This window comes from Kordia sp. (genome assembly GCF_022447245.1).
In the GTDB taxonomy this organism is placed as follows: Bacteria; Bacteroidota; Bacteroidia; order Flavobacteriales; family Flavobacteriaceae; genus Kordia.
Map to the genome: position 1 here is coordinate 49,473 of NZ_JAKVBC010000024.1, position 25,857 is coordinate 75,329.

At 33.1% G+C, this 25,857-nt stretch carries 13 protein-coding genes; 4 read left to right on the forward strand and 9 right to left on the reverse strand.

What is annotated here, in order from left to right:
- Positions 1–46 precede the first annotated feature (46 nt).
- A complete protein-coding gene (locus MK119_RS15945; protein ID WP_290680598.1) occupies positions 47–817 on the reverse strand; it encodes a TIGR03915 family putative DNA repair protein in 771 nt (256 codons plus the stop codon).
- Complete coding sequence (locus MK119_RS15950; protein ID WP_290680600.1) at positions 817–2,079, reverse strand: putative DNA modification/repair radical SAM protein; 1,263 nt, start codon at positions 2,077–2,079, stop codon at positions 817–819. Before MK119_RS15950 ends, MK119_RS15945 begins: the two co-directional genes overlap by 1 nt.
- Positions 2,080–2,288: 209 nt before the next feature.
- On the opposite strand from MK119_RS15950, the gene MK119_RS15955 reads away from it, so the two are divergent.
- From MK119_RS15955 to MK119_RS15970, 4 genes are all read left to right on the forward strand, one after another.
- Positions 2,289–2,825 (forward strand): hypothetical protein, encoded by a 537-nt coding sequence (locus MK119_RS15955; RefSeq protein WP_290680602.1) that lies wholly within the window; start codon positions 2,289–2,291, stop codon positions 2,823–2,825.
- Between the two features lie 1,125 nt (positions 2,826–3,950).
- On the forward strand, positions 3,951–7,151 hold the full coding sequence (locus MK119_RS15960) for an AsmA-like C-terminal region-containing protein (RefSeq protein WP_290680604.1): 3,201 nt from the start codon (positions 3,951–3,953) through the stop codon (positions 7,149–7,151).
- A 109-nt stretch (positions 7,152–7,260) separates the two neighbouring features.
- Positions 7,261–7,536 carry a transposase gene (locus MK119_RS15965; protein ID WP_290680606.1) on the forward strand — a complete coding sequence of 92 codons (276 nt, stop codon included), beginning with the start codon at positions 7,261–7,263 and terminating at the stop codon, positions 7,534–7,536.
- Positions 7,537–7,559: 23 nt separating this feature from the next.
- Entirely contained in the window at positions 7,560–8,390 is an 831-nt protein-coding gene (locus tag MK119_RS15970; RefSeq protein ID WP_290680608.1) for an IS3 family transposase, read from the forward strand.
- Positions 8,391–8,445: 55 nt separating this feature from the next.
- Here the strand turns inward: MK119_RS15970 and MK119_RS15975 are convergent, their stop codons facing one another.
- The 7 genes from MK119_RS15975 to MK119_RS16005 all read right to left on the reverse strand — a co-directional run bounded on the left by MK119_RS15975 (position 8,446) and on the right by MK119_RS16005 (position 25,672).
- A complete protein-coding gene (locus MK119_RS15975) occupies positions 8,446–8,961 on the reverse strand; it encodes a hypothetical protein (protein ID WP_290680610.1) in 516 nt (171 codons plus the stop codon).
- A gap of 146 nt (positions 8,962–9,107) precedes the next feature.
- Entirely contained in the window at positions 9,108–12,047 is a 2,940-nt protein-coding gene (locus MK119_RS15980; RefSeq protein WP_290680612.1) for a T9SS type B sorting domain-containing protein, read from the reverse strand.
- A 285-nt stretch (positions 12,048–12,332) separates the two neighbouring features.
- Complete coding sequence (locus MK119_RS15985) at positions 12,333–12,830, reverse strand: hypothetical protein (RefSeq protein WP_290680614.1); 498 nt, start codon at positions 12,828–12,830, stop codon at positions 12,333–12,335.
- Positions 12,827–18,061, reverse strand: coding sequence for a hypothetical protein (locus MK119_RS15990; RefSeq protein ID WP_290680616.1), 5,235 nt, complete (start codon positions 18,059–18,061; stop codon positions 12,827–12,829). The genes MK119_RS15985 and MK119_RS15990 overlap by 4 nt, the downstream gene beginning before the upstream one ends.
- Before the next feature lie 15 nt (positions 18,062–18,076).
- Positions 18,077–20,782, reverse strand: coding sequence for a hypothetical protein (locus tag MK119_RS15995; protein ID WP_290680618.1), 2,706 nt, complete (start codon positions 20,780–20,782; stop codon positions 18,077–18,079).
- 26 nt (positions 20,783–20,808) lie between these two features.
- A complete protein-coding gene (locus MK119_RS16000; RefSeq protein WP_290680620.1) occupies positions 20,809–23,412 on the reverse strand; it encodes a hypothetical protein in 2,604 nt (867 codons plus the stop codon).
- Entirely contained in the window at positions 23,405–25,672 is a 2,268-nt protein-coding gene (locus tag MK119_RS16005; RefSeq protein ID WP_290680622.1) for a hypothetical protein, read from the reverse strand. Before MK119_RS16005 ends, MK119_RS16000 begins: the two co-directional genes overlap by 8 nt.
- Positions 25,673–25,857: the final 185 nt, after the last annotated feature.

The following is a 25,857-nucleotide window of genomic DNA, read 5'->3' on the forward strand; positions in this document are numbered from 1 at the left end:
TGTTATTTCATTACCCAAATTTTAAAAAGATGTATTCAATTTGTTTCTAGAGTGGTTGTTTTTCGCTTAAATATTTCCAATAGCGCTTGGGAACATGTCGTACATGTAACAACATATTTTTTCTAGATTCAATATTGGTACTTTTGAAATAGTTTTGCCACAATTCTTGAAAAGCCAATTCTTCTTCAGCAAAGAAATCTTCAGAAGTTTTGGTAAAATCAAATTCCTTTGGAAAGTCCATCACAATGGTTTCTACATGCTCTAAATTGTAGTGCAATCCGTAGTTTCGTTTGATATCATAAATAACCCATTTTTGATCTGCATAACGCGATTTAAAATGCTTAGCTAATAATGGCAATACATTAAAATCTGGTTCTAAATTTGCAAAATACAAACCGTCTTTGGTCAATTTAAAACGTACAAAAGCTTCCATACGATGTTTTTCTCGCCCAACACTTCTCGTAATTTTTGAGAGTTTTAAAACCGTAGCATTTGAAAAGTCTTTTTCTATATTTTCTGATGCCTTAAATACTTGTTGAATGTAATCTAGTAGTATATTTTCAACAGAATTCATCTCGCTTAGAAACGAATAATACACTTGATTTCGCCCGTAGGAAGTTAGTTTCTTTTTTAAACCATTCCATACACGATCTGCTTGTAACTTATTGGTAATTATTTCCTCTGTTTCACCAAAAAAAGAACGTTGTACATTGCCCTCTCGTTGAATATCAACCTCTATGAGTTTTTCTTCATATACTTTAAAAACAGCACTTAAAAAACCTTCAAACGAACTATCATATATCAACACTTTTTGCATTAGCCAAATAGATTTAACTGATTACTGGTAGCTTGTCTGAACTTACTTTTGGAATTTTGAAGGATGAATCCTTTGATTTTATTTGGTTCTAAATCGCGACGTTCAAAATCATTAGAATTACAGATTAAGAAATATTTTGCTCTGTTTAGTGCAACTCCCAAACGTTTTAAATGTTCCCAATTGAGTTGGCGGAATTTACGAGCGTTCAATATTTTGTATACAGAAGTCATTCCCAAACCTGGTACACGGGCAAGCATACGTTTATCTGCACGATTTACATCTACAGGAAACTCATGAATATTGCGCAATGCCCACGATAGTTTTGGATCAATATCTAAATCTAAATGCTGATGTGTTTCGTTGACAATTTCATGAATATGAAAACCATAAAAGCGCATGAGCCAGTCGGTTTGATATAATCTATTTTCACGTAACATTGGGACTTCACTTCCTATTTGTGGCAAACGACTATCATAACTTATCGGTACATATCCTGAATAATACACACGTTTCAAATTGAACTTTCTGTAGAAAAAATTGGAAGCTGTCATGATTTGATAATCATTTTCTCCACTAGCGCCAATAATCATCTGAGTACTTTGTCCTGCAGGCGCATATTTTGGTGTGCTTTTGATGATTTTTTTCTCGGCTTTGTATTGAATGATTTCATTTTTGACTTTTTTCATGGGTTTGATGAAATCTTCACGATTTTTATCTGGAGCAAGTCGTTTCAAGCCTTCACGTGTTGGAATTTCGATATTCACACTCAATCTGTCAGCGTACAAACCTGCTTCACGCATTAATTCATCTGAAGCACCTGGAATTGATTTTAGGTGAATGTATCCGTTAAAGTTTTCCTCTAAGCGTAATTTCTTTGCAACAGCGACCAAACGTTCCATGGTATAATCTGCGTTTTTGAAAATCCCAGAACTTAAAAATAAGCCTTCGATGTAATTTCTTCTATAAAAATTAATTGTCAAATCAACTACTTCTTGTACTTTGAAGGCTGCGCGTTTGATATCATTACTTTTTCGTGTCACGCAATAAGCACAATCAAAAATACAATAATTGGTCAATAAAATTTTCAATAAAGAAACACAGCGACCATCTTCTGTATAGGTATGACAAATCCCCATGCCTTTTGCATCTCCTAAACCTTTATTTTTATTGGCACGATCACTTCCGCTTGACGCGCAAGAAACATCATATTTTGCGGCATCTGCCAATAGGTTTAGTTTTTCTTTAATTCGTTCAAACGACATAAAAATAATTTTTTAAGGATTGTAAATACAAACAGATTACAGTTTTACAAATATAACATTTTACAGATTCAAACTAAAACATATTTTTAAATATTCTGTCAAATGTTTTTGAGATCTTATCTATATCTAATTAAATATCAGCATTTACGGAATAATTATTGTGATGATTCACATCGTATTGTATAAACATTTTAACCTCTAATCATTTTATGAAAAGAATTCTACTTCTGTGTTTGTTCTTAACAAGTTTAACAGCTACTGTACACGCAGCCAACAAAAAGAATATTTCGAAAATCGCTATGGAAGCAACGTTTTGTGATGGTTGGAAAGATGGTTACGAAGCTGGCTATAGTTATTACAATATTACAAATCACAAACCGAAACCCGTTTTTATTACGCCTATTTGCCCAATTGCAAAAGCTGGACTAGACTCATATCAAGATGGTTATAATTGTGGATTGATAGAAGGCAAAAAAGATTTCAAAAAGCGCAATCCTAATATTGAAGATGATAACAGTCATCCATTAGCGATTCCTGTCATTGAAAATGATGATGAACGCTCATTTTGTGACGGTTGGGAAGCTAGTTTTGAAGCTGGTTATACCTACTATAATGTGACGAATAAAAAAAGTAAGCCCATTTTCATTACACCAATATGTCCTATCGCAAAAATTGGTGCAGATACTTATCAAGATGGTTATGATAGAGGCAGGCGTCAAGGTTTGAAAGACTTTAAAGATCGTTGATCACAACACTATACCTTTACAAACACGCAACTCCAGATTTACTTGAAATTATAACTTTTACTACCTGAGATTCAAAGCAAAAAAGGAGTTGCTAAGTATTTATAAAATCATATTATTGATATGCTTATCTCTAAAAATTTAATAATGATTTTTTGAGGTAAAAACAGTCTAAATTTATTAATCAATAGTAGTTATAGAAAGTAATTGATATCGTATTTATTTAATTTCGAGTAGCAAAAAAACACTACAATTCTATCATTCAAAATGTATTAAACAGTTTCTTAAGTATGTTTTCTAATTCTGCATTGCGAAGGCTTTTTTGTTTTAAAACAGCAACTATTTAAAGAAAAAACTTACTTTTAATATTGCTAACAAAGTAGTAAATTAACAAATTATTAATACTTATAAGTACGTTGAAATTTATGACAAGTGGATACAACTATTTAAGTTTTCATTGTTTGTAGTACTTCCTACTAGCCTCATTTGTATACTGGCACTTATCTTATTTTCTTATGCCTACTATTCAATACTATTTATTTTTTGCACTTGTAGGTATTTTATACTACAAGTATATTATATTCAAAAAACAATGTGTACATTACAATTTACTGACATTCTTTACCAATAAAATCCTGTTTTATGGATTCGGAAATTTTCAAAAGGATCAGATATATGGAAATCACATGCATTTATAGACATTGTATTACGGCCTTGGTCAACGGTTGTTACCTTAGCCGATAATAAAATTAAATATGGTGCTGAAACTAGAGTGTTCAAACGGAAAATAATTGTGATCATTATACTTCTCTACTTGTTGATTCTTTATACCGTTCACTATTTCAAATCTTATGATTCTTTTGTCACGTATATCATAAGTGCTATTGTATTTATTGTAGCATTTGGCTATATGTATTTGAAGTAGCTTAAATATCGTAATTGATTTTCTAGGGTTACAATCTATTTTCTTGGTATCCTAATTTTAAACATAATTCTAAAGAAACTCTTTCCTACTCCAACTACCTAATTAACAAACACATATATTTCAAAAACTAAATCATATCCTAAAATAAGTTTTTTTCATACGAATTCGTTATTTTTAAAGTCAAACACTAAAAGACATCTACTTTGAAGATTAAAAAATTATGGAAACGAATTTTATTAGGACTCATCATAGTTCCTACTTTAGTAGTAGGTGGACTCATACTATATGTTCAGGTCAACCAATCTGAAATTATTAAAGGAGAAATTGAAAAATTAAATAAAGGACACAAAGGTCTTATTAGTATTGGTGATAGTGAATTATCTCTTTTTGGTAATTTCCCATACATCGCTGTAAAAGTTTATGATTTCAAAATTTTTGAAACAAAAGAAGACAATGCACCAGTTATAATGGATGTAAAAGACATCTATGTTGGCTTTAACCTATGGGACATTGTAAATGGAAATTATGATATTCAATCTTTGATAGTTGAAGATGGTGTTTTTAATATCGTTATTCACGAAAATAATACTACTAATATTCAAAACTCTATCGCTAGCACCTCTGATACAGAAACTCCATCTACGAACATTCATCTAAAGAAAATTAAATTTAAAAACCTTGATATTCATACATTGGATGAAGCTACGAATACAGATGTTGAAAAATTTGTATATGCAGGCACAGGTAGTTTTAATCAAAAAGATAGCATTATCTCAGGGCATGTAGATGCCGATCTTGAATTAAATGTTATAAAAAATGGAGATACCACTTTTTTCCATAAAAAACATTTAGAAGTCCACACAGACGTTGTATTCAATGAGCATACTGGTATTCTTGACATACAACCTTCGGGTATTGTTATGGAAAATGGCGATTTTGAATTAAAAGGCTCTATAGATGTAAAAAATGATGTAGACCTTGACCTTTCCATAAAAGGGAAAAAGCCCAATTTTGATATGTTTATAGCTTTCGCTCCGGCAGATGTGATTCCAGTTTTGGAAAAATACAAAAACGCTGGTGAAATTTATTTTAACGCTAGTATTCAAGGTGCTGCCAATAAAGGAAATAGACCATTTATAAATGCTGATTTTGGAGCTAAAAAAGCCTTTTTAGAAAATACTAAAAAAGGAAAAAAGATAGATAACATGGGCTTTAGTGGTCATTTTACAAATGGCGAAAATAGAGATACAAGTACTATGGAATTCTCACTCACAGACATGACCGCTTCATTAGAAAAGGGAGAGTTTAAAGGTGCTATTCTGGTTAAGAATTTTGAATCGCCAGAAGTAGACATGCAAGTCGACTCTTACTTTAATCTAAATTTTATTGCCGACTTTTTTGATTTGGAGCAAGTACAAGGTGCCTCTGGAGAAGTTTCGTTAAAAATGAATTTTCACGATATTATAGATATTGACAGACCCGAAAAAGCTTTACAAAAACTCAATCAAGCATACTTTGCACAGTTGCGTGTAAAAGACTTAAGTTTAAACGCCAAAAACCTTCCCGCTCCTTTAGATTCATTGAATGTAGATTTGGTCATGAATGGTAAAGAAGCAACATTGAAACAATTTGATATGTCAATAGGTAATACAGATCTATCCATTAGTGGTTTTCTGTCTGACTTACCCGCTATAGTGCATCATACGAATATTCCAGTAGAAGCTCATTTTGATATTACTTCTGAGCATCTGGATATTGCACAATTGACAGGATATTCTGAGTTAGATTCTATCCAAAAAGGTATTGATGAGCAAATACAAAATCTTAGTTTAGGATTTTCTTTTAAGGCTTCTGCTAAAGACTTTACAGAATCTAAGTATTTACCAAAAGGTGAGTTTTTTATTGATAGCTTACATGCTGGCTTAAAACATTATCCACATAAGCTACATGATTTTCATGCTGATGTATTAATCGACAGTACGGATTTAAAAATAGTAGATTTCACTGGATATATTGATGATAGTGATTTTCACTTTGATGGACTCATACACGATTATACATTTTGGATGCAACCCGAACTTAACGGAGATGTAGACTTAGATATCAACATCACTTCCAACAAGTTAAGATTGGAAGATGTTTTTTCGTATGGAGGTGAAAATTATGTTCCTGAAGAATATAGACATGAAGAATTTGATGATTTGGCATTGCATTTTGACTCTAGTATGCATTATAAAGATTCTGCTTTGCATTCCATCGATCTGGCTTTAGACAAATTAAATACAAAAATGAAATTGCATCCGCTTCGTTTTCATGATTTTAGAGGAAATATTCATTATGAGGACGAGCATATTGTTATAAAAGATTTTCATGGAGAAATAGGAACCACTAATTTTAATTTCGATTTAAATTATTATTTAGGAAAAAATCAAGAAATAAAGAAAAGAGATAATTACCTAGCGGTAAAAGCAAATTACATCGATTATGATGCTCTTTTTAAGTTTGATTTACAGCCACCAAAACCAACAGAAGTTGTTGCATCAAAAACTGCTGATGTAGCAGAACATGCCAATGCTTTTAATATATATGAACTGCCTTTTACAGACATGCAGTTTAAGGCAGATATAGAGCACTTTATCTACCATAGGATAGACCTTCAAAAGATCAAAGCAGAATTCAGAACAACGCCCAATCATTACATTTATATAGATACATTACAGATGAATGCTGCAGGAGGAAAGATTCAATTAAATGGCTATTTTAATGGTAGCGATCCAAAACATATTTATCTGCAACCTGATTTGGTAATGACTCATGTTGATTTGGATAAACTGCTTTTCAAATTTGAAAATTTTGGGCAAGATCATCTCATTTCTGAAAATTTACAAGGAAAACTCACTTCCAGAATTAAAGGTAAGATTAGAGTATATCCAGATATGGTTCCTGATTTGGATCAATCTACGCTAGAAATGGATGTAAAAGTATCAAACGGTAGGTTAAAAAATTACGATCCCATGTTGGCACTTTCAGATTATATGGGAGATAAAAACCTGCGAAACATTCGGTTTGATACTTTACAAAACAGCTTGAATGTGGAAAAAGGAAAGATTCATATTCCTTCTATGACCATCGAATCTACTTTAGGTCACATGGAACTATCTGGCACACATGATAGCAATCAAAATATCGATTATTATTTACGTATTCCCTGGAAAACTGTTCGGAAAGCTGCTTGGTATAAATTATTTAAACGCAAGAATCGTACTATTGCTGAAGATCAAGAAGATGAGATTGTAGAAGTAAATACCAACAAAAGAACACGATATCTTAACATAAAGGTCCGAGGAACCGTAGATGATTATAAAATTTCATTGGGTAAGAAAAAGAAACGTAAAAAAGAATAGTGTTCGTAATTAATTTGCAACTCCATGGGTTTGTAAAAAAGCATGCTGATCATTCCCCCGAAATTAGGACAGTAGTTTAAGTTAGAAAAAAACACTTAAATTTACTGATATGACACGAAGAAAATTCACTTCAAAATTCAAGACCAAAGTTGTTTTGGAAGTATTAAAAGAACGTTCAACCGTTCAAGAGCTTGCACAGAAATTTGAAATTAGTGTGCAACAAATCTACACATGGAAACGGGAATTTCTAGCCAATGCGGAAACGGTTTTTGATAAAGGCACAAAATCTGTCAAAAGTGCAGCAGAAGAAAAAGAAGAACATTTATTAAAAGTAATCGGTCAGCAGAAAGTCGAACTTGATTTTTTAAAGAACGCCTTGCGATAACACCACTAACCAAACGAAGACTAATGATAAGCAAGGATCATTCTATCTTGAGTCTTAGCAGACAATGCAAATTGCTAAAGCTCCATCGTTCAGGTCTGTATTACAAACCCAAAGGAGAAAGTAAGCTGAATTTGGAACTAATGAAATTAATAGATGCTCACTATATGGATCATTGTTTTAAGGGCGCTAGACGAATCCATACGTGGCTAACTATGGATAAAGGATATAGCGTCAATCATAAGCGTATAGAACGTCTCTATTATAAAGTTATGGGACTTAGAGCTGTCATGCCAGGAAAACATACTTCTAGGCGAAATAAAGCCCATAAAGTATATCCATATCTGCTCAGGAACTTAACCGTTACAGTTCCTAATCAGGTATGGGCTACTGATATTACCTATATCCCCATGCGAAAAGGCTTTATGTATTTAGTGGCAATCATAGATCTGCATAGCAGATATGTATTGAACTGGTCTGTCTCCAATACCATGGATGCTAGTTGGTGTAAAGAAACGCTAGAAGAAGCAATTGCTATTCACGGAAAACCAGAGATCATAAATACCGATCAAGGAAGTCAGTTTACATCAGAGGTATTTACTAAGTTCGTTCTTGGTAGTGGAATCAAATTAAGTATGGACGGAAAAGGACGTGCTATTGACAATGTATTTATTGAGCGCTTATGGAGAACTGTAAAATATGAAAGTGTCTATCTTAATCCGCCAGACTCTGCCATAGATTTATACAAACAACTCAAGAAATATTTTAACTATTATAATACCAAAAGAAGACATCAAGGAATCGAAAATCAAATACCTGTTAACAGGTATTTGATGAAAAATAAACAAGTAGCTTGATATATGATTTATTAACTTAACTTAGCGTATAAACTGTCCTCTAAATGGGAGATGATCAAGAATCTTGATAATCAACAGTATCAAATCGTACGGCTTCAGTTTTCGTTTCTACCGCTGTATTTTCAAGAACTTCATAAAACAAAACTGTACGTGATTTTGGTGCGACTTCAAAATAAACTAAATCGCCCACTTTTACTTGCAAATACATGTTGTATTCTATTTCATGTTCTATTCCTTCTACAATGATGTAATAATAGCGTTTTTTATTTGTTTTACTGTTGCTAGAATCTCTATGATCATGACTCCTTGAATGAAAAGTACTTTGCTTAATGTTCAATTTTTTGTCTTCTACAATTCCTTCATAGCAATTCTTAGCACCAGCGTTAAAATCTTTAATTAAAATTGAAGCCATATAACCGAGTATAACCAAAAAGAAAACTCCAAATACACCAAATATGAGCGTAGGAATCAATTCAAAATCGTTTGTGTCTTGAAAAGAATCGCGAAGTATAAAAAAATAAATAGCAGAAAAACAGCAATAGCAAATACTACAAAACCGAGCGTTCGCCATATTTTTGACTTTAATTTTTTTACGATCTTATGTAGTAAGCGTTTTTTGCATACGAGGTAGTTAAGGTTCTAGTATTACACTACCTTCCAAAAATTGAATATTTTAAGAGTGATTACAATACGACAAATTACGTATTTTACAATGTCTTATCGTTTTAGCGTAAAATGCCCTTTATAAATAGTTCCAATCATAGGTCTTTCTACTCTAAACCAGTAATCTCCGGAAGGCATTCGTTGTCCATTATAATTTCCGTCCCAACCTTTAGATGCAGGATTCAACGTGGTAAGTCGCTTTCCGTAACGGTCAAAAATATAAATACGTAATGTAGGATCACTACTAGAAGCTACAATTTGCCAATTATCATTAAAACCATCATTATTTGGTGTGAAGAAACGCGGATAATTTAGCAGAAATACAGGTTCTGTCACAATGCCGCAATTGTTCTTATCTCTTACATACATCGTATATTCGCCTGCTAATAAAAATTCAAAAAGGTTTGAATTAGTATAGGTAATTCCATCTAAAGAATATTCGTAATTACCCAAACCTTGTACGGCTACAGCAATGGTATTTTGAGTATTTGTCCAATCTGTAATTGTTACATCAATAGCCGTTGCAGGACCAGATTCTATCACCGTAAACGTTCTGGTATTGCTGCAATTTTGTTGCTCACCAAAAATGGTAAAACTATTGCCAATTTCCACAGTATACGTTCCTGCGGTATCTACAATAATGGTTTCGGAAGTTGCTCCATTGGACCAGTTATAAAAATCGGCATCAACTCCAGCAGGTAAAGCAACGGTTCCATCTGTACATAAATACAAAGTTTCATCATCCGCTACAATTGGTCTTTCTAGTGCAGTAACTGCAAAATCTACAATATCAAAACAACTTGAATTGGTAGTATCTTCAACTCGAACATAAATTTGCTGCGGATTTTCAGTGTTGGTGTAAATACTACTGATTGGTGCTATATTCATCATTGCATCAGTTTCGCTCAAGTGATACGAAATTCCATAAGTTCCTGTAAGTCCATCTAGAATTAAAGCATTCTGAGTTGTTAAATTAAAAGTTGCCGTGTTCGGATTATCTAAAAAACTACATTCAAACAAACCGTCTACTTCATTGGCAATAATGGCTGACGTAATGGTAATTTCAAAACTAGTAGTGTCATAACAAGTTGCGTTTCCTGCGGCTTCAATTCGTACTACAATTTGTTGTGGATTGTCTATAGTTTGAAAATTAGTAGCAAGCGCACCTATATCATTATCTGCATCTTGTTGTGTGAGGTGATAGGTAATAACAAAGTCACTTGCCGTTTGACTCTGCAAGACTTCAGGATCAAATTGATTAAGATTAATTACTTCAAAACCATTATTACTTTGATCGTCACAAATATCAATATTATCAATAGGATTTGCCATAGGAAGTGGATTTACAATCAATGTAAAACTGGTAATATCAAAACATCCAGATTGTCCTAAATTAAAAACACGCGCAAAAATTTCTTGATTATTAGAAGTATTGTCAAATGACAATGGTAGTCGATTTTGATCTGTATCTGCATCTTCTTGAGAAGCATAAAAAGCTACACTAAATAATTGATCAGATTGTCCAGCCAAAGCTTCTGTAATTTTAGTTGACAAATCGAATGTCTCAATTTGATTGTTTGAAACATCATCACATAATAAATAGTCAGAAATTGCACCTGCAACTGGTATTTCATAGATGGTAATATCTCTTGTGGTATCTCTTATTTCACCATTTACATTGATAGAAACAGTTACTGAATAAGTTCCGGGATTTGCATACAGATGTACAGGATTTAAGTCAGTTGATGAATTGCCATCACCAAAATTCCAAGCAACAGAAGTGACTGTTTCAGAAGTGTTTAAAGTGAAATTGGTTTCTTCACCTAAACAAATATTTTCAAATTGAATACTGCCCACAAAGAAGGATTGGATAAATGTAGGCAATCCAAAACGTCCTAATCGACCTTGTAAACTGATGCCTCGATTTAAATATCCAGCACCAGTTCCTGCAACATTTGGGTTTTCAATGACATCTAAAAACGCAACACCGCCATTTGCAACATATAGTTTTTCATCAACGGCTAATTGAATAGCTCCAAGAATATCAGGACCTTCATACAAGATTACATCCGAAGCTAAAATATCTGCTTGATTCCATGAAGTAATATTAAACTGATGGACTTTACTTTCAACAGTAGGATTAAACTTTAAGTCAGAGACATACAAGAATTCAGTATTTGGTGAAAACTCTACGCCGTATGAACCATTTTGTTCACCTACAAAAAAAATATTGTCTAATAATATAGGATTGGAAATAGTTCCATTGGCATCGTTAAAATCAAAAATTTCAACAAAACTATCGTTTGACCATTGTGCAACAGCTAGTTTTTCTCCATTGGAAGAAGCTTTCATATAACCAATTGCTTCTGTAGTATTTCCGGAATGAATAGCTCCAATATCTTGTGTAATGGGAGTTGTATTAACACCCGCAGCTGTCACTTGAAAAACCAAAAAAGTATTGTTAGCCCAAGCGTGACTCAATACCCAGTAGTCAGTGCCATTTGCATGTTGAACTGCGGTAATTTTCTCTGCGGTAGAAGGCCAAAGAGGTACGTTTTTTAAGCTTGTTACATCGCCATTTCCGCTATTTAGCGTAAGATCAAACTCAGAATATCGTAGACCATTCAAACCAGCTTCATTATCTACCGTAAAGATGTAGTAAATATTAGGATCGCCTGGTTTGGGAACAATAATGGCAGATTGTGAACTAGAACTATCACCAGTCAATCCTGTTCCATTTGGAGTTACTTGATGGTTTCTATCCCAAACCGATCTTCCGTCCGTGTAAAAAAGTAATTGCCCAGTTTGACTAGAAATGGTAGCTACACCTTCATTGGTTTCCAAAGCTCCATCTAGCAATGCAGTAGGAGGCGAGGTTGTAAAATCTAAACCTGCGTTAGAGCCAAAATACCAATTAACGCCTTCACCTTGCCCAAACGCAACATTCACACAAAAAAATAAGGCACTAAAAACAAACTTGTAATATTTTTTCATACAATTTTATAGATACATAATAGTATTTTAATTCTATAAGACTGGGTTTCTTATACGTAGTTTTTGATGTTGCAACGTTCAAAAGAATACGGTTAGGCTTCCATATTCTTCTAGAAGTAATGAAAAAATCATTCTCTGTAACATTGTTTAAAACTAGAGCTTGGGGAGATTTTTACCTAAATATACGAAATACTCGTATATGGAAATAGTTTTTTTATGGAAAGATCGGGTAGAAAGTATAGATTTTTCGTTTTTTAATCTGTTGAATATGAAATGTTTTATGTGTTATTCTGACTTTCGAGTCTTCTTTGTTTTTGAAGTTTCTTTAAATTGATCTAAAACGGAATAATATTGTGTAATTAAACGCACATAAACATAGGCTGTATCTGCTTGTGCTTTGAAGCGTAATTGCAAATTCTGAGTATCATTTTTAAAAACAATAGAATCTCTCTTATAGGTTGCTTCACCACCAAAAATTTCCTGCATGATTCCTTTTTGGTAGCGTTTGTCATATGGCCAAATAATCCAATCGTCTTCTACTAGTACTTTAGAGAACTTCTTTGGCTTTTCAGCTTGCCATTTGTTTAAAATCGTCACCAAACTGTCTTTTTTCAGTTTTAAAATGGTTCTATCGGCTTCAAAAGCAACTGCAGAATTCAGTTCAATCTCACTTTTTTTAATGCCATGACTCCAAATAATCCAAGCACCTACAACGAATGCTACCAAAAATACGATTCCTAGCAATTTGTACAGTGGTTTTGTATGTTTTGAACGCTTTCTCATAGTTCGTAATACAGTTTAAAGGATTCTGATTTTATAATTAAGTCAAAGAGTTTTTTTTGTTTTTTCTTATATTCTGAGTTTTTAACACTGTTTATGGTCAATAACATAGTGTATAATTTTGGCTCGGTTTCATAGTTTGGCAAGGTCAAATCCACATCACTGATTACTATCACGAGCGATTTATCGTTGACTTCGTTTGGTTTGCCATTATGTGTTCCAGTCTTCGCATAGACATAAAAAGTAACATCTTCTTCCGTTTTTGTATTGTACGCCGTAAAGGTATTTTTACCTTTAAACACCTCTTGTGCAGTTCCTTTTTTAGGAACATTGTGCATGGTTTGGTAAATATTTTTCTTGACAAAACCTTTATAAGACGCATCACTCCAGTCGTTTACCGCAAAGTTCATCTTCGTGTACGTACTATCGGTTTGTTCTTGAACAGTCGCTTTTATATCAGAATTCAGCTTAAACAAGCGCACTATATTTTCCAACATTCCCAATTGTGTCAATTCAAATGGACTTCCACCTTTGGCAGGATTGATAATATTGTTTCGTAAATCTTCTCCCGGAATGTTGGTAGAGTTTTTAATGAATGCTTGCTTTTCAGGAAAAACCCATTGATAGTTAAAATTACTATTTCGAATTGCTTTTCCGAATAATTCTTCTGTTTTCAGGAACGTATTGATTTTGTTTTCACTATTAAATACTACAAAAGAAGAATCAACACTCGTATTCATCTTGGAGCGTGAAGTATCAAAATCAAAGTTGTTGATCAATCCAGATCGCAATACATAATCTGTACTATTCAAATCTTGCGGAAGCTTATCGTAAAAATCTTCCGAAAGTACATAGTTACGTCCATTAATAGTAAATCTAGGGAAGCGTTCACGCATTTCAATCGTATCTGAATCTGGGCGTAAAATATCTTTTCTATAATTTTTTAATCGCTTATTAGAATAACTTCCCAAGAGCATCATCATTCCGTTATACGCGTTTTTAGACTTTAAAATGTAGGTTTTGTTATCAATTTCACCTTTAAATTCGCCTGTAGCTTCTAACCAAGGTGCCACCAAAGGTTTGTTTCCAAAGTACTTTACTTGTTCCCCTTTGAGTGTAGTGTCTTTAGGAGCAGAATAAATTTTATCACTGTACATATTGTTCAGTTTGATAGCGTCCCAATCCAGCTTTTGTTGCGAAGTAATAGCTCCATAGACAATTGGTTTTATGGTAGAACCAAATCCTCCAGAAGCATATATTTTACGAATGTTTCGAGTGCCTAGCGTTAAATCTTCTTGACGTGTGTTAAAGTAGATTTCTTCGTAAATCTGATTCAATTTTCTATGATCGTTCGGATTGATTTTATAGTTTTCTTTCCCACGATTGTAATCAAACATGGCACGTACATGTCCTTCACCGTCCATCACAGTTAAGAAGAAATCATCGTGAATTTCCTTATTAATTGCCAAATCGTTTAAATCTTGTTGCAATAGATAATCAAACGTAGCGCGTTTGGCTTCTTTTGGCGGTGTTTTTTCGTAATTTTTTTCTAATAATTTTGAATAGTTATATGCCCAAATCATTCCTTTCCCTAACGGATAGAAGAAACGTTGTTTTCCGTTGTAATTATAATTTAAAGCCAAATAGTTTTCTGAATTATAACTTACGCGCAATGGTCTGTAATCTTCAATTTTGAAAATATCGCCATTATTTAGAATGAAATCTGAAAAACTTGAGGTGTTTTCTTCTTTGTAAATACGTGTTCTGTTTGAAAGTGTAACACGCTTTACTTTTTTCTCATTACTAATTTTTGCAACAATCGCGTCATCGTCTGTAAACAACCATTTGCTTGGCACACGATATAGTTTGATCATTTTTGATTTGGCAAACGAATTTCCAAACAATTTTCGATCTAGTGGAATAGATTCATAATCTTTCGTGCGACGATTTATCAATTGTCCACGTTTAAAGATAGAATCTAGTTTTTTCTGCTGTACAGGTTGCAAATAATACTGATTCGGAGTCTCCATTGCTAACAAGTCGCCTCCCCAATCAGGATTTTCTTTAGAACTTTCAAAAATAGGTTTGATACGGTAATAACTACTATTTACTACAAATTCAAACTGATCCGAATAGCGCTTTTTACGAATATGTAAAATATGCTCTAGGTTTTTAGCTTCGTTCATATCAAAGCTTTTCAACGCAGATGTCAAGTAGCTTGCATCACGTGGTTGTTTCACATAATTGTTTACCATCGTGTCAATTTTCTTAAAGCGCGCTTCTTCCGTATCGCCTAAATAACGATCTAAAATATCAGGAATGTGTTTGTAATTTAATGCTTTCAATCGTTTTGAACGTTTGTATTCTTTTTGAATGCTTCTAAAATCTGAATTCATAATATCCACAAAGCCTTTCAAACGTTCCACAGGTTGTGTAGCTTCATGGGTAATCATATTAGGATCGTCCATCGCGCTTAGCGTACTCCATACTTTTCCTCCAACAATTAAAAATAATACAGCCAACAGAGCAAAAGCAGGAACACGAACTTGTGCTGGTGCTTTTTGTTGTACATGTTCTATGTTTTTGTAATTGAGGTGATACATGATATAACCAATTAATATAAAAGGAATGATGATAGCAGCTTTTCCTGTAAGTGTCAGGAATGGAAAATCTTGCCCAATAAATATCACGCTATTGATACATACCAAATACATGATAATACTCAAAATAAGGAACAACGAAATGGCTCCTAAGGTTTTAAAATAATCAATTGGATCGGTATGTTTTTTTGGATAATAATAGTAACCAACAATAAGCAATAATGCAAGAAAATGCGCAATGAGCAATATTGGTAACCATATATTGTGTTCAAAAATAAGGTAGCGCAACACCACAAACTCACGTGTATGCACCGTTAAACTTACTCCTCTAGAATTGTATTGTGTACGTATGTTTGGAAAATGATAACCTGCTTTGTTTTTGACACGTTCATATAAATGATTGTTAGCAAACCAATGACTTTCAGAAGCCCATAAAATTCGTCTTGCTTGGGTAGAATTGAAATCAGCGTCCAAAAGCATTTCGCCAGGTGTTGTATAAATTATTTTTCCTCTAGCTGCAATACGTCCATTACTCGCATCTTTTAAAAGCGGAAGTTGTGGAATGATATAATGTGAAAAGAATACACAGAAAAATACGAAAAGGTAGAAACCTGTAAGAATTGAATATTTTGTGCGTTTTTTTTGTTTTTCTTTTACTAAGAAATAGGTGTTTTTAATTAAAAAGTAAAAAGAACCTACAGCGAGCGCAATCAAACAAAATCCTGCATCAAACTTATAATAAATAAGAATATAAAATGCCAAGTTGAGCAAACGCTTTCCAAACATCATCCAAATAGTATCTTCAGCATCTTCGGGAATTTTACTATCGATATAAATAAACGCAAATAATGGAAGTAGGATACACGTGATGATAAAAGCAAAACTAATAAATCGATCTGCAATTAATAAGAAGACAAAAACCGCAATCCAAATTCCAGCGAGAATTCCAAGTTTAAAGAGCAACGGTTTTAAATTGATTTTATGAATGATTTCTTCCAGCTTGTGTGCAAACGGAATTGGAATTTCTTGTATTTTGATGAATAAATACACAAAACGAAATATTAAAAATCCAATCAACGTAATAATAGTCCATTTGAAGGATTCCATGTTTTGAAGCTCTTGGAATTCAAAGAAAGTAATATCTTCCAAAGGAGGAAAGGCATACATTCGCCACAATAAATAGATACGAACTGTTAAGAACACGGTGATTACCCAATAGAGGGCGTATTCAATTTTTAAAGTGTTGAGCAATTTAGTTTCAGCAACTTCTTTTTTCCCAGAAAAGCCAATGTTATTTCTCCATTTGTGAATTAAAAAGTAAAAGAATAATGCGGCAACAATCAGAATGAAAAACGGCAACCAATACCAACAGGTAAGCATGTTTTTATTGTAGTTTTTGACTTGAACAATATAATCAACAGCTTTGGTATTTGTTTTAAGGACAAAAGGTTGGTTTTCTAGTACTTTTTCAAGTTTTAGCTCACCTGAATTGTTGTCTATTTTAATAGCGTTTAACTTAGTTTGTCCATCTTCAATAGCATATTTTAAAGATGCATTGATGTGATATCGGTTGTCAAATGCACTTCTTCCTTCAAAATTAATCACACCGCTATATTCACGCGAACTTTTAATGATGTCATCTACAGAAGTGGAAATTAGCAATTCTGCAGTTTTGATAGAATCGTTAAAATACAACGGATAACGCGCAGGTGATTTATGCTTGAGCAACGAACGATTTTCCTGATAGTTTAATTGAAGCTTTGCACTTTTATTTTGTCCAATTCCGATATAAAAATAACTGTTGTCTTTAAGTACAATTTTTTGAGTATTTACACTAGGATCAAGTGTTTGCGAACCTAAAGTTACATTTCCTTTTGCCGCTAATTTTCCTGGATATAGATGTAATGGCGCAATTTCATGTTTACTCGGATCGCTGTAAATTTTATTTCGAACCAAATAGGTTTCTTCTAAGATTTCAATTTCAGTATCAGACAATTCAATATCAAAACATTCCTCTACCATATCCAAAATCGGATATCCAATATTGAGTTTGCTGCGCTTTATTGTATCAATTACTTTTACTCCATCTTTGATGTTTTCGTCAAATTCAAAGATGAAAAAATGTTCTTTTTGATCATTTGCATAATAGGAGCAGGCCAATTTTCGGTTGCTAGAAAATGGAATCTCAAGTTTTTGTTGCGGATTCCAAACAGGAAGTGATGTATTGGCAATTTTATAATCAGTTCCAGCCGTATTTGTAGAAACTAACAATGGTTTTCCTAAGTCTTCATAGGTAATTTGAAATGGTGTTTCCGTATTGACTGAATCTACTTTGATGGTCAATTTACCTTGTTCTTCATCAAATAAAGCTGTTGCAGGTTTGTCATCATTCATCAAATTCAATTCGTGCGTATTGGAAAAATCGTATCCTAAATGTTCAATGGCGTGCGTTTCTACATTTTTGTAAAATTCAATATCGCTTGATCGAATATAGCGGGCCAATATCCAAACACTCACAACCATAAGTGTAGAAAGCGAGAACAATGCAATTTTTTTTCCGTTGTTTTGAGATGATGAAATAAGCAAGCTTACAACAAGAACTATGATACTTGCAAGTAAATAGAAACTGAGCATGAAATTTCTGTTTTTTTAGTGTAGACCTTTTAATTCCTCGTTGATATCAATACCGTCTATCAAGTGTTCAACTTCTTTAACACCATTATTATGTAAAAATGCTACAATGGTATTGATGTAGCTAGTAGCTGTATTTGGATCAAAATTTTCTTTTGGAACTTCACCTAGTGATTCTCTGCGTAAGATACGTCTAATATTTCCTTCCGTTTTGATGTCTGCGCTCCAATTATCATTGATAAATTTGGCTAAATCCATTGCATTAAAGGCAATAAACGCCAAACGTTTGGTCAATTCTGCATTGTCAAAATCGCGTGCTTTGTTTTGGAATTCTTTGATATATGGATCATATAAGTTGGCAAAATATTTTTCGGCTAATTTATTATTATTAGCGGTTGCTTTAGCAGATGTTTCCAAAGCTTCATATGCTTGTTTTGCTTGCGATTTGATGTTTGCTATTTCAGTGTTGGCAACGTTTTTAGCTGTTTCAATTTTTTCAGCAGCTGTTTTTTCGGTAGTAGCAATTTGTTGTGCTGTATCTTCTTTTAGCTTTTGAGTTTCTTTTTTAAACTGTGTCAATATTTCAGCTAAAACATCCTCTTTTTTGGTAGTGATGAGTTGGTATATATCTTGAATATATGCCAGTTTCTGAGTTGTATTCGTTTCCGATTGAATTTGACGTTGTTTGGTAGCAACTTTTTCTGTTAGGTTTTCCCAATCCGCACTTTTTCCTGTATAATCTTTATACCAACTGTTTACATAAGGTAATAATTCGGGTACAGAATTTGCTGTTTTTACACCTTTGCTTAATGTTGCGTTAGTGTTCGTTATAAAGTTGATGATACTATCTATAGAATCATTTGGATACTTTTCGTTCAGTTTGGATAAAACATCTAATTCTTTGGTGAATTTTTTCTCTTTTGCTAGATTTTTCAATGCTTCAACAAAGGTTTTAGAATTATCGAAACCTTCATATTTTAAACCAATTTTTAACAAATTGGGAAGCCCTTCAAGTCCATTTTTATGGGTTTTCAAGAATTTTTTCAATTCTTTTTTATCTTCTATTCCTGTGAAATCACTCCAAAGCGTTGCATTTTGTTTTTGAGAAGCGAGTTTGTTTATTTGATTCGGATATACTTCTTTTAATGTGTTGAGAAATGCTGCTTCATCTTTGTTTTTTGCAGCAATCAATTTTGAAACTTCATCTTTATGTTGAATTAAATACCTCAATTCTTTTTCAATGCTTGACTTCCACGGAAGCTTTGAAGCTTCTTGCAACGAGTTGATGCTTTTGATTTTTTTCTGAATGATTTCTTTGTCAGATTTCGTATTTACTATTGGAACTGCAACTTGCTCTATATTCCCAACAGTTGTTGTTTCATCTTCTTCAATTTCAGTTTCGATTTCGTCACTTTCTTCTTCCTTTCTTTCAATAGTTTTAGGAGACAATTGTTCTTTAATTAATAAAAACAGCGATGTCAAAATTCCCAAACCCAGCAATATGTTTGTGCTCAGAGTATTTCCACTAGAGGTGAGTTTACTCGTGGTTTCTAAAAAAGTTGTGTTTGCCTCAAGTGTAACTGTATCTTGATTAGTTTCATCTAATTGAAAAGTCATGGTTTCAATAAAGAAATCAAACAAGTCTATCGCTTTATTAGCTGTAATAAATTGTTTCCATCTCGAAGTACGAATTGGTAAATCTAAGGCTTGTGCTAAAGTAGCTTTCTTGTATTTTGTTTGTGCCCAATTGGAAATAGAAGCATCCGCCTTTTTTAAGTTCGCTAGAATAGGAGTTAAGGCTTTTTTTGCAGTTTCTTCGGTTGTAGGATCTACTTTTCCAATGGTAGCAACACTTATAGCATCGCCTGCTCGAATAGGAATAGCAATGATTTCTTCGTCAGTAGTTAGCGTCAGGTTATCGTTATTTTTGGTAAAAGTGAAACTTTTTAAGGTTGCGTTTTCGAATTTTTCTTTGTAATCTTTAATCTGTTTTGTTGAATCGTTTCTGTGATTGACTCTTGGTTCTTTATGATCAAAATCAAAAAAGGTTGATGTAATACTGTAGTTTTCTCCATCTTTTGCAATGTGATACAGAAATTTGTCTTTGCCTTCAGATTTCATGTATTCAATTGTACTCCATAAGAAAAAATGAATAGACTTCGTCGTATTTGCTGAAACTTGTGCGTCGCTTTGCGTTACTTTTTGACTACGAAGTGTTTTAAATTTTTCAGAGAAAGCGGTATTCCAACCAAGTAAAACAGGGAATTTTGCAGACGAATATTTCCCTTCTGTCCATTTAGAATTCGCTGTTAAAACAACATTTCCAATATTTGATTTTATCAATGTTGCAAAATCATTGTCCGTATATTCAGAAAAGTTAAAATTATACGTATCTGCTGCATCTAAGGTTAATACCATAGGTTTTGCAAGCGTTTCAGTACTTTCAACCAATTGCACCTGTACTGTTTTCCCTTTCTTCTTAAAATACAATACTTGTGTGGTTTCGTTGACATTTTCTTTTACCTCAGCAATTTCATTTTGTAACTCATTGTAAGGTTGTAAATTGAGTCTATCCACAGCATCCACATCAGTAATGGTTGGCGTAGCAGTTGCTGTTAGTTGTTTATCTACTTTGTTTGGTGATCCAGTGAATACAAACAAGAGAATAAAAAGGAACAATACTAGCGCATATAGTATAGAGTTTATAGTTTTTTTAGTCATCATCGGTTTATGCTTAGTTGTTTGTTAATTTAATCACCTAAAAGATCACTAGAACTTTTCTTATTATTTGTATCTGTGGTTTCTTTTTTCGGTGTAGCCAGAAAACTTTCAGTTGTTTCTATTTCTTCTTTTTTCGGAATATCTGGTGTTATACTAACTTCTTCTTTAGGTTTTGTTACTGTTTTGTTGATTCCTAAATATGATATTTCTTTGATAAATCGGTTATACATATCAGGATTTCCCTTCATGGATTGTCCCGGACCAAAGAGTGTGTCAATTAAAAAGTTTCTATAATCATTGTATCGTTCTGCTTGTGCAGGATAATACATTTTTGCATCACTTCCGAGTAAAAAGGCAAAGTCTGACTGCATTCCTAAGTAATAGATACTTGTTATTTCATCATCAGAATGGTCTCTGTTTTGACTTCTGTCTGGAGAATAATGATAGTTAAATCGCTTTAGTTGATTTTCCTCAATGTCTACACCAGAAAATAACGAATTGTTTTCCGATTCATTGTCAAACGTAATTAATAAATTACTGTTAGAGTTCACTGAAAAGTTGGTAATACGCTTTAGGTTTACCGCTTTTTTCTTTAAGTCTTTGGAGCTCATAAAGTCTGGAAAAATAACCGATTTATGATCTTTTACTTTTCCTAACCAGTTTTTAATCGGTGTATATTTTACACGTTTTTCTAGTGTTGATTGTAATTGCGATCGGAATAAGTCAAACTTCATTCCGCGACCACTGAGTACTATATATTTAATGTCTGTGATAAATGCTCCTTGATTTCCTTCGACCAAATTGTCAACCAGCGTTTCCACCAAATTGAGTGATTGTGCTTCAATAAAATCTTTCGGTCTTTCCACCGTAAAAACCCATGCGTTGTCTTTGTCTAATTGATCAAAACTTTTTCGAAGTACTTCAATGGCAAGTCGATCATCAGCATTATTTATATGTTTTAAAAACTGTTGAAAAAATGGTGCTTCTTCAATATTCTTATGGTATTCAATAGAATAATTCATTTTCAAGCGCTCGTAGAATTCTTCTAAAACCAACGCTTGTACCATATCTACACGCTGAATGAAGGCACTATATTTTTCGGGACTTCCATATTTTTCAGAAAATAGACTTCCGACGGCTTTTAGAAAAATGTTTGTCAAATACTGTCCTGCGCCCGCCATTCCACCACGATCAATACAGCTATAAGATTCACTTCCTTGAAATTCTAGAATTGAATAATCTATCGTTCCTCTTCCAGCATCAATAATTAAAAAGCGATCGTTGATGTCAATATCTTCACGTTTGTTGTTTACGCGTAATGAGTTGTTTCGCAAATAGCCAATCAAAGATGCATCACTTTCCGAAATAGCAAATGCTTCTATGACAATGGGTGTTTCGAGTGTTCGAGTTGCGTCACGATCTGTGAAAAAGTGTGCTATGAATTCTTTATTGAATTTTTCGTTGAGACTTCTCAATATATTATTCACACGATCTTGGTCGTACACATTTGGCATCAACAATAGCAAACGCATGAACAAAGCATTTTTTCCTTTCTTCATTTCACGTGTTCCAATTCCGATCAATATTTGATAGATATACGAGATCAGTTCTACCAAATTGTCTTCACTTTTGGTTCCACCAGTCATACCTTTTCCATCCAACTCAATATTTGTTGCGGCAGAAGGATCCAGATAGGCAAGTTTTAAATTCCCAATCATGGTCAAATTGTCCTGAATCTTTTCTATGTACGCTTCTTTTTCATTAAAAACGTTCGTCGTTTCTATATAGGTACTTTCATGAGTTTTCCAATCCCACAACATCGGATTGTTGGCTTTGTTGTAATTGGCAATACGTGTAGGATCTAAGAAACTACGATCAGATAATAATGCCATTACACAAGACGGATCATCATAACTCGAAGATAAAGTTCCTTTTCTTTTGTAGATTATTTTTCCAGTTTTGTATAAATCTTCATCGGTTTTGTCACGTTGAATATAATCGGTTTTATGATCGCCTACATGCAATTGCGCATATCCTTTTTTGATTTCGTTGATGATGGAAATATTCGTAGCTACAGGACTAATTCCCGGCGAATGTTTCTCAATAGGTAAGTATGCCATTTGTGTAGCTTCTGAACCTAAATCGATATTCAGACTACCAAATTTGTTTTCTTCTTTACTAACAATTAAATAGCAAGAGCCAAAACGTACTTCTTCACTTTCTTCTTTGTAACGAAAATGTACGTGAATTGCGCCCCAATCAGATAAAGTACGGATGCTATTTCCAGTGAAGTTTAGTTTTAAACCTTGCTTTTTGGAATTGTTGGTTTCTCCTGTAAAATAAGTACCAATTTCTCCTTGTACATCTTCGCCATAATCACCTAAACCAATAGTAACTTCCCAAACAGGAACAGCATCAACTTCTACCAGTTTTTCATTCAAAATTCTTGGATTTAACGCCGTTTTTGATGTATGTTTAGGAATAATAGACGTTTTTTCGGGAATACTGAGCAGCAGTTTGTGATTACTATTTACCACAACAAATGCTGGATCGTACCACGATTTTGGATCAATACTTAAGTTGATCGACAATTCTTTATTGGCGACTTTTATCGGTAAAAATCTATTATTCATTATATATTGGTTTATAAAAATAATCTTGGACATTCGTTTGTAAGGTATGTCCTTGACATTTTAGGGTATATTGGTCATTATTTTTGATCACATCAAGTGTGATAGTATCAGGGTTTCCGATGTCTAAGTAATTCTCTCCATTGATAGCATATGCCGTTCTATCTGTCAAATGCATTCCATACACCGAAGCATGTGGATTCCAAATCAATTGGATAGAATACGGTTCAATTGTAATATCACTTGGACGTTCGATCTTTATTCGTAAGGTGTTTTTTTCCACAGCTTCCTTATCGTAAGTTACCGAATTATAAAGAACTAATTGTGTTTTTGACGCATTAGTTTCTTTGGAGCAAAGTGATAAATTCACTGGGAAAAACGGATAATTAACTGCTAACAACGCATATGTATCACTACCTTTTTTATAGTATACTTTCAGTTTTGCTTTTTGGTGTTGTTGTTTCAATTCTTTTTCCAAAGCAGCAGCTTCATAATTGATGAGTTCTTCTAAATCATCAGTTTTGTTCAGTTTAATTTTATATTGTTTTACGATTTGAATTGGTAAAAATGTTTTTAAGCTGTATGATTGAATCAGATTTACATACAAAATACTAGTATTTCCATCTTGAATTTTGTTACACAACAATATATAATTTGTTGTTGTTGAGATGTCATTTTTTAGAAATAGATTACTAATCATGCGCTCATTCTGTATATCAACAGCTGAGTTAAACATATTTTGATCAATAATTGCAGTACTAATACTGTATTCATTTTGAGAAGGATCTTCTTTCATTGTAAAGTTTAACTGTGTATCGCTTGACGGATATGGAATAAAGTAGATGGCATATTTATCTCCATACTTTTTTCGAATTTTAGCATGATACGCAGTTTCCACACCTTGAATTTGTTTACTATCTCCTTTTTGAAATTGATATACTTCAATATCATTGACAAACAATAGATTTTTCTTAGAAATAACTGCAATCCATTTTTTTGAGGAGGAAGTATCTACGTTTAGTTGTGTATTGTCAACAAAATGATTTTTTAGTCGAACGGAAGAAATAATATTAAACGCTTTCGTAAATCCGGCATATTGTATTTTTTTCTTTTGTTCAAAACGTTTAAAACCATTTTTAATAATCGTTGTTTCGCCTGAAGGTCCTATGATAATACATTTTGGAAGATGTAATTTATAGATGAATCTACCTATCAAGAACAGTACTATTGCTAAAATAATTGTTCCATTGATATATAATGAAGAACGATGTAGCGGCGAATGTATCGCGAAGATTCCTGAATGATTTTCGTTGATAGTTACTTTTTGAATGCGTTCACCAAGTAAATCATCGGTATAGATTTGTTGCCCAAAACCACGCAAAGCAACTGTGTTATCAAACACACTATTTAGTGAAACTGGAATTTTTTGAATGCTATCTTTTTTAAGAATAACAGGATATGAAATTTGCAATAATTCATTATTTACAAGAATAGAATCTAACTTTATTAAATGACTTTTAGAAGTCAATGAGTTAATTGTCAGTTCAATAGTGTCTCGTTCTGAGGTGTTAATTTCTACTGACGAATTAACTCCTGCTGGCTGCATTAAGCCTTGTCGAGTAGTATATTCGTAAGCAAATAGTTTCGGCTTGCCATTTTTTTCAATAGGAGGAAAAACAGCAGCAAATGCACCGCGCCCTTTACTATTTACATTGAAAGGACTGTAAATTAAAGCGCTTAATGTACTATCAATTTCGTGTTGTTTATTAGGAACAAATTTTCGAATCGTTTTATAATCTTGCAACCACTGATCTGTTTGGTCGGCATCATCTGTAATGCTACATAAAATGATTTTATTATACTTTAGCAGATTCAATTCTTTATAATCTTCTAAAAAGGAAGCCAAGGTTATCGGTTGAATCAATGCTACGAATGATGTTGCATACGGGAAGTTTTTGGTATTCCAAATACCGTAAATCCTTTTGAAACGCTGCTCAAAAGCTGCCGGATCATTAAATTGTAAAGGAGTATTGCTTTTTGTTGCTTGTCGAATGAATCGATCACGGAATTTTTCCTTTCTTCTATTTTCTCTTTTTAAGTAGGAGGGAACACTTTTTGGATTAAATGACGAACCGGGCATCCATACAACACCACTATCATAAAAGACAAATTCATCTTTAGAGAAATCTATATTAGCATATAGTTTAGCTCCCAAAAGCTTAGAAAACACATAGGTTTTGTATCCTAGATTTTTATCAGTCATAGACCGACTCTTATCCAAGGTGAAAATCCACAGATTACCTTGCGAATCAATATCCTGTGCATTAAGAACAGAAGTAGATGCGCAATACCATAGAAGTAAGATTAGTATTCTAAAGGGGTTGAACATTAAACTTCGAGGTTTTGTAATTTAAAATATTGAATATACTGATGGTTTAAAAATTGCAC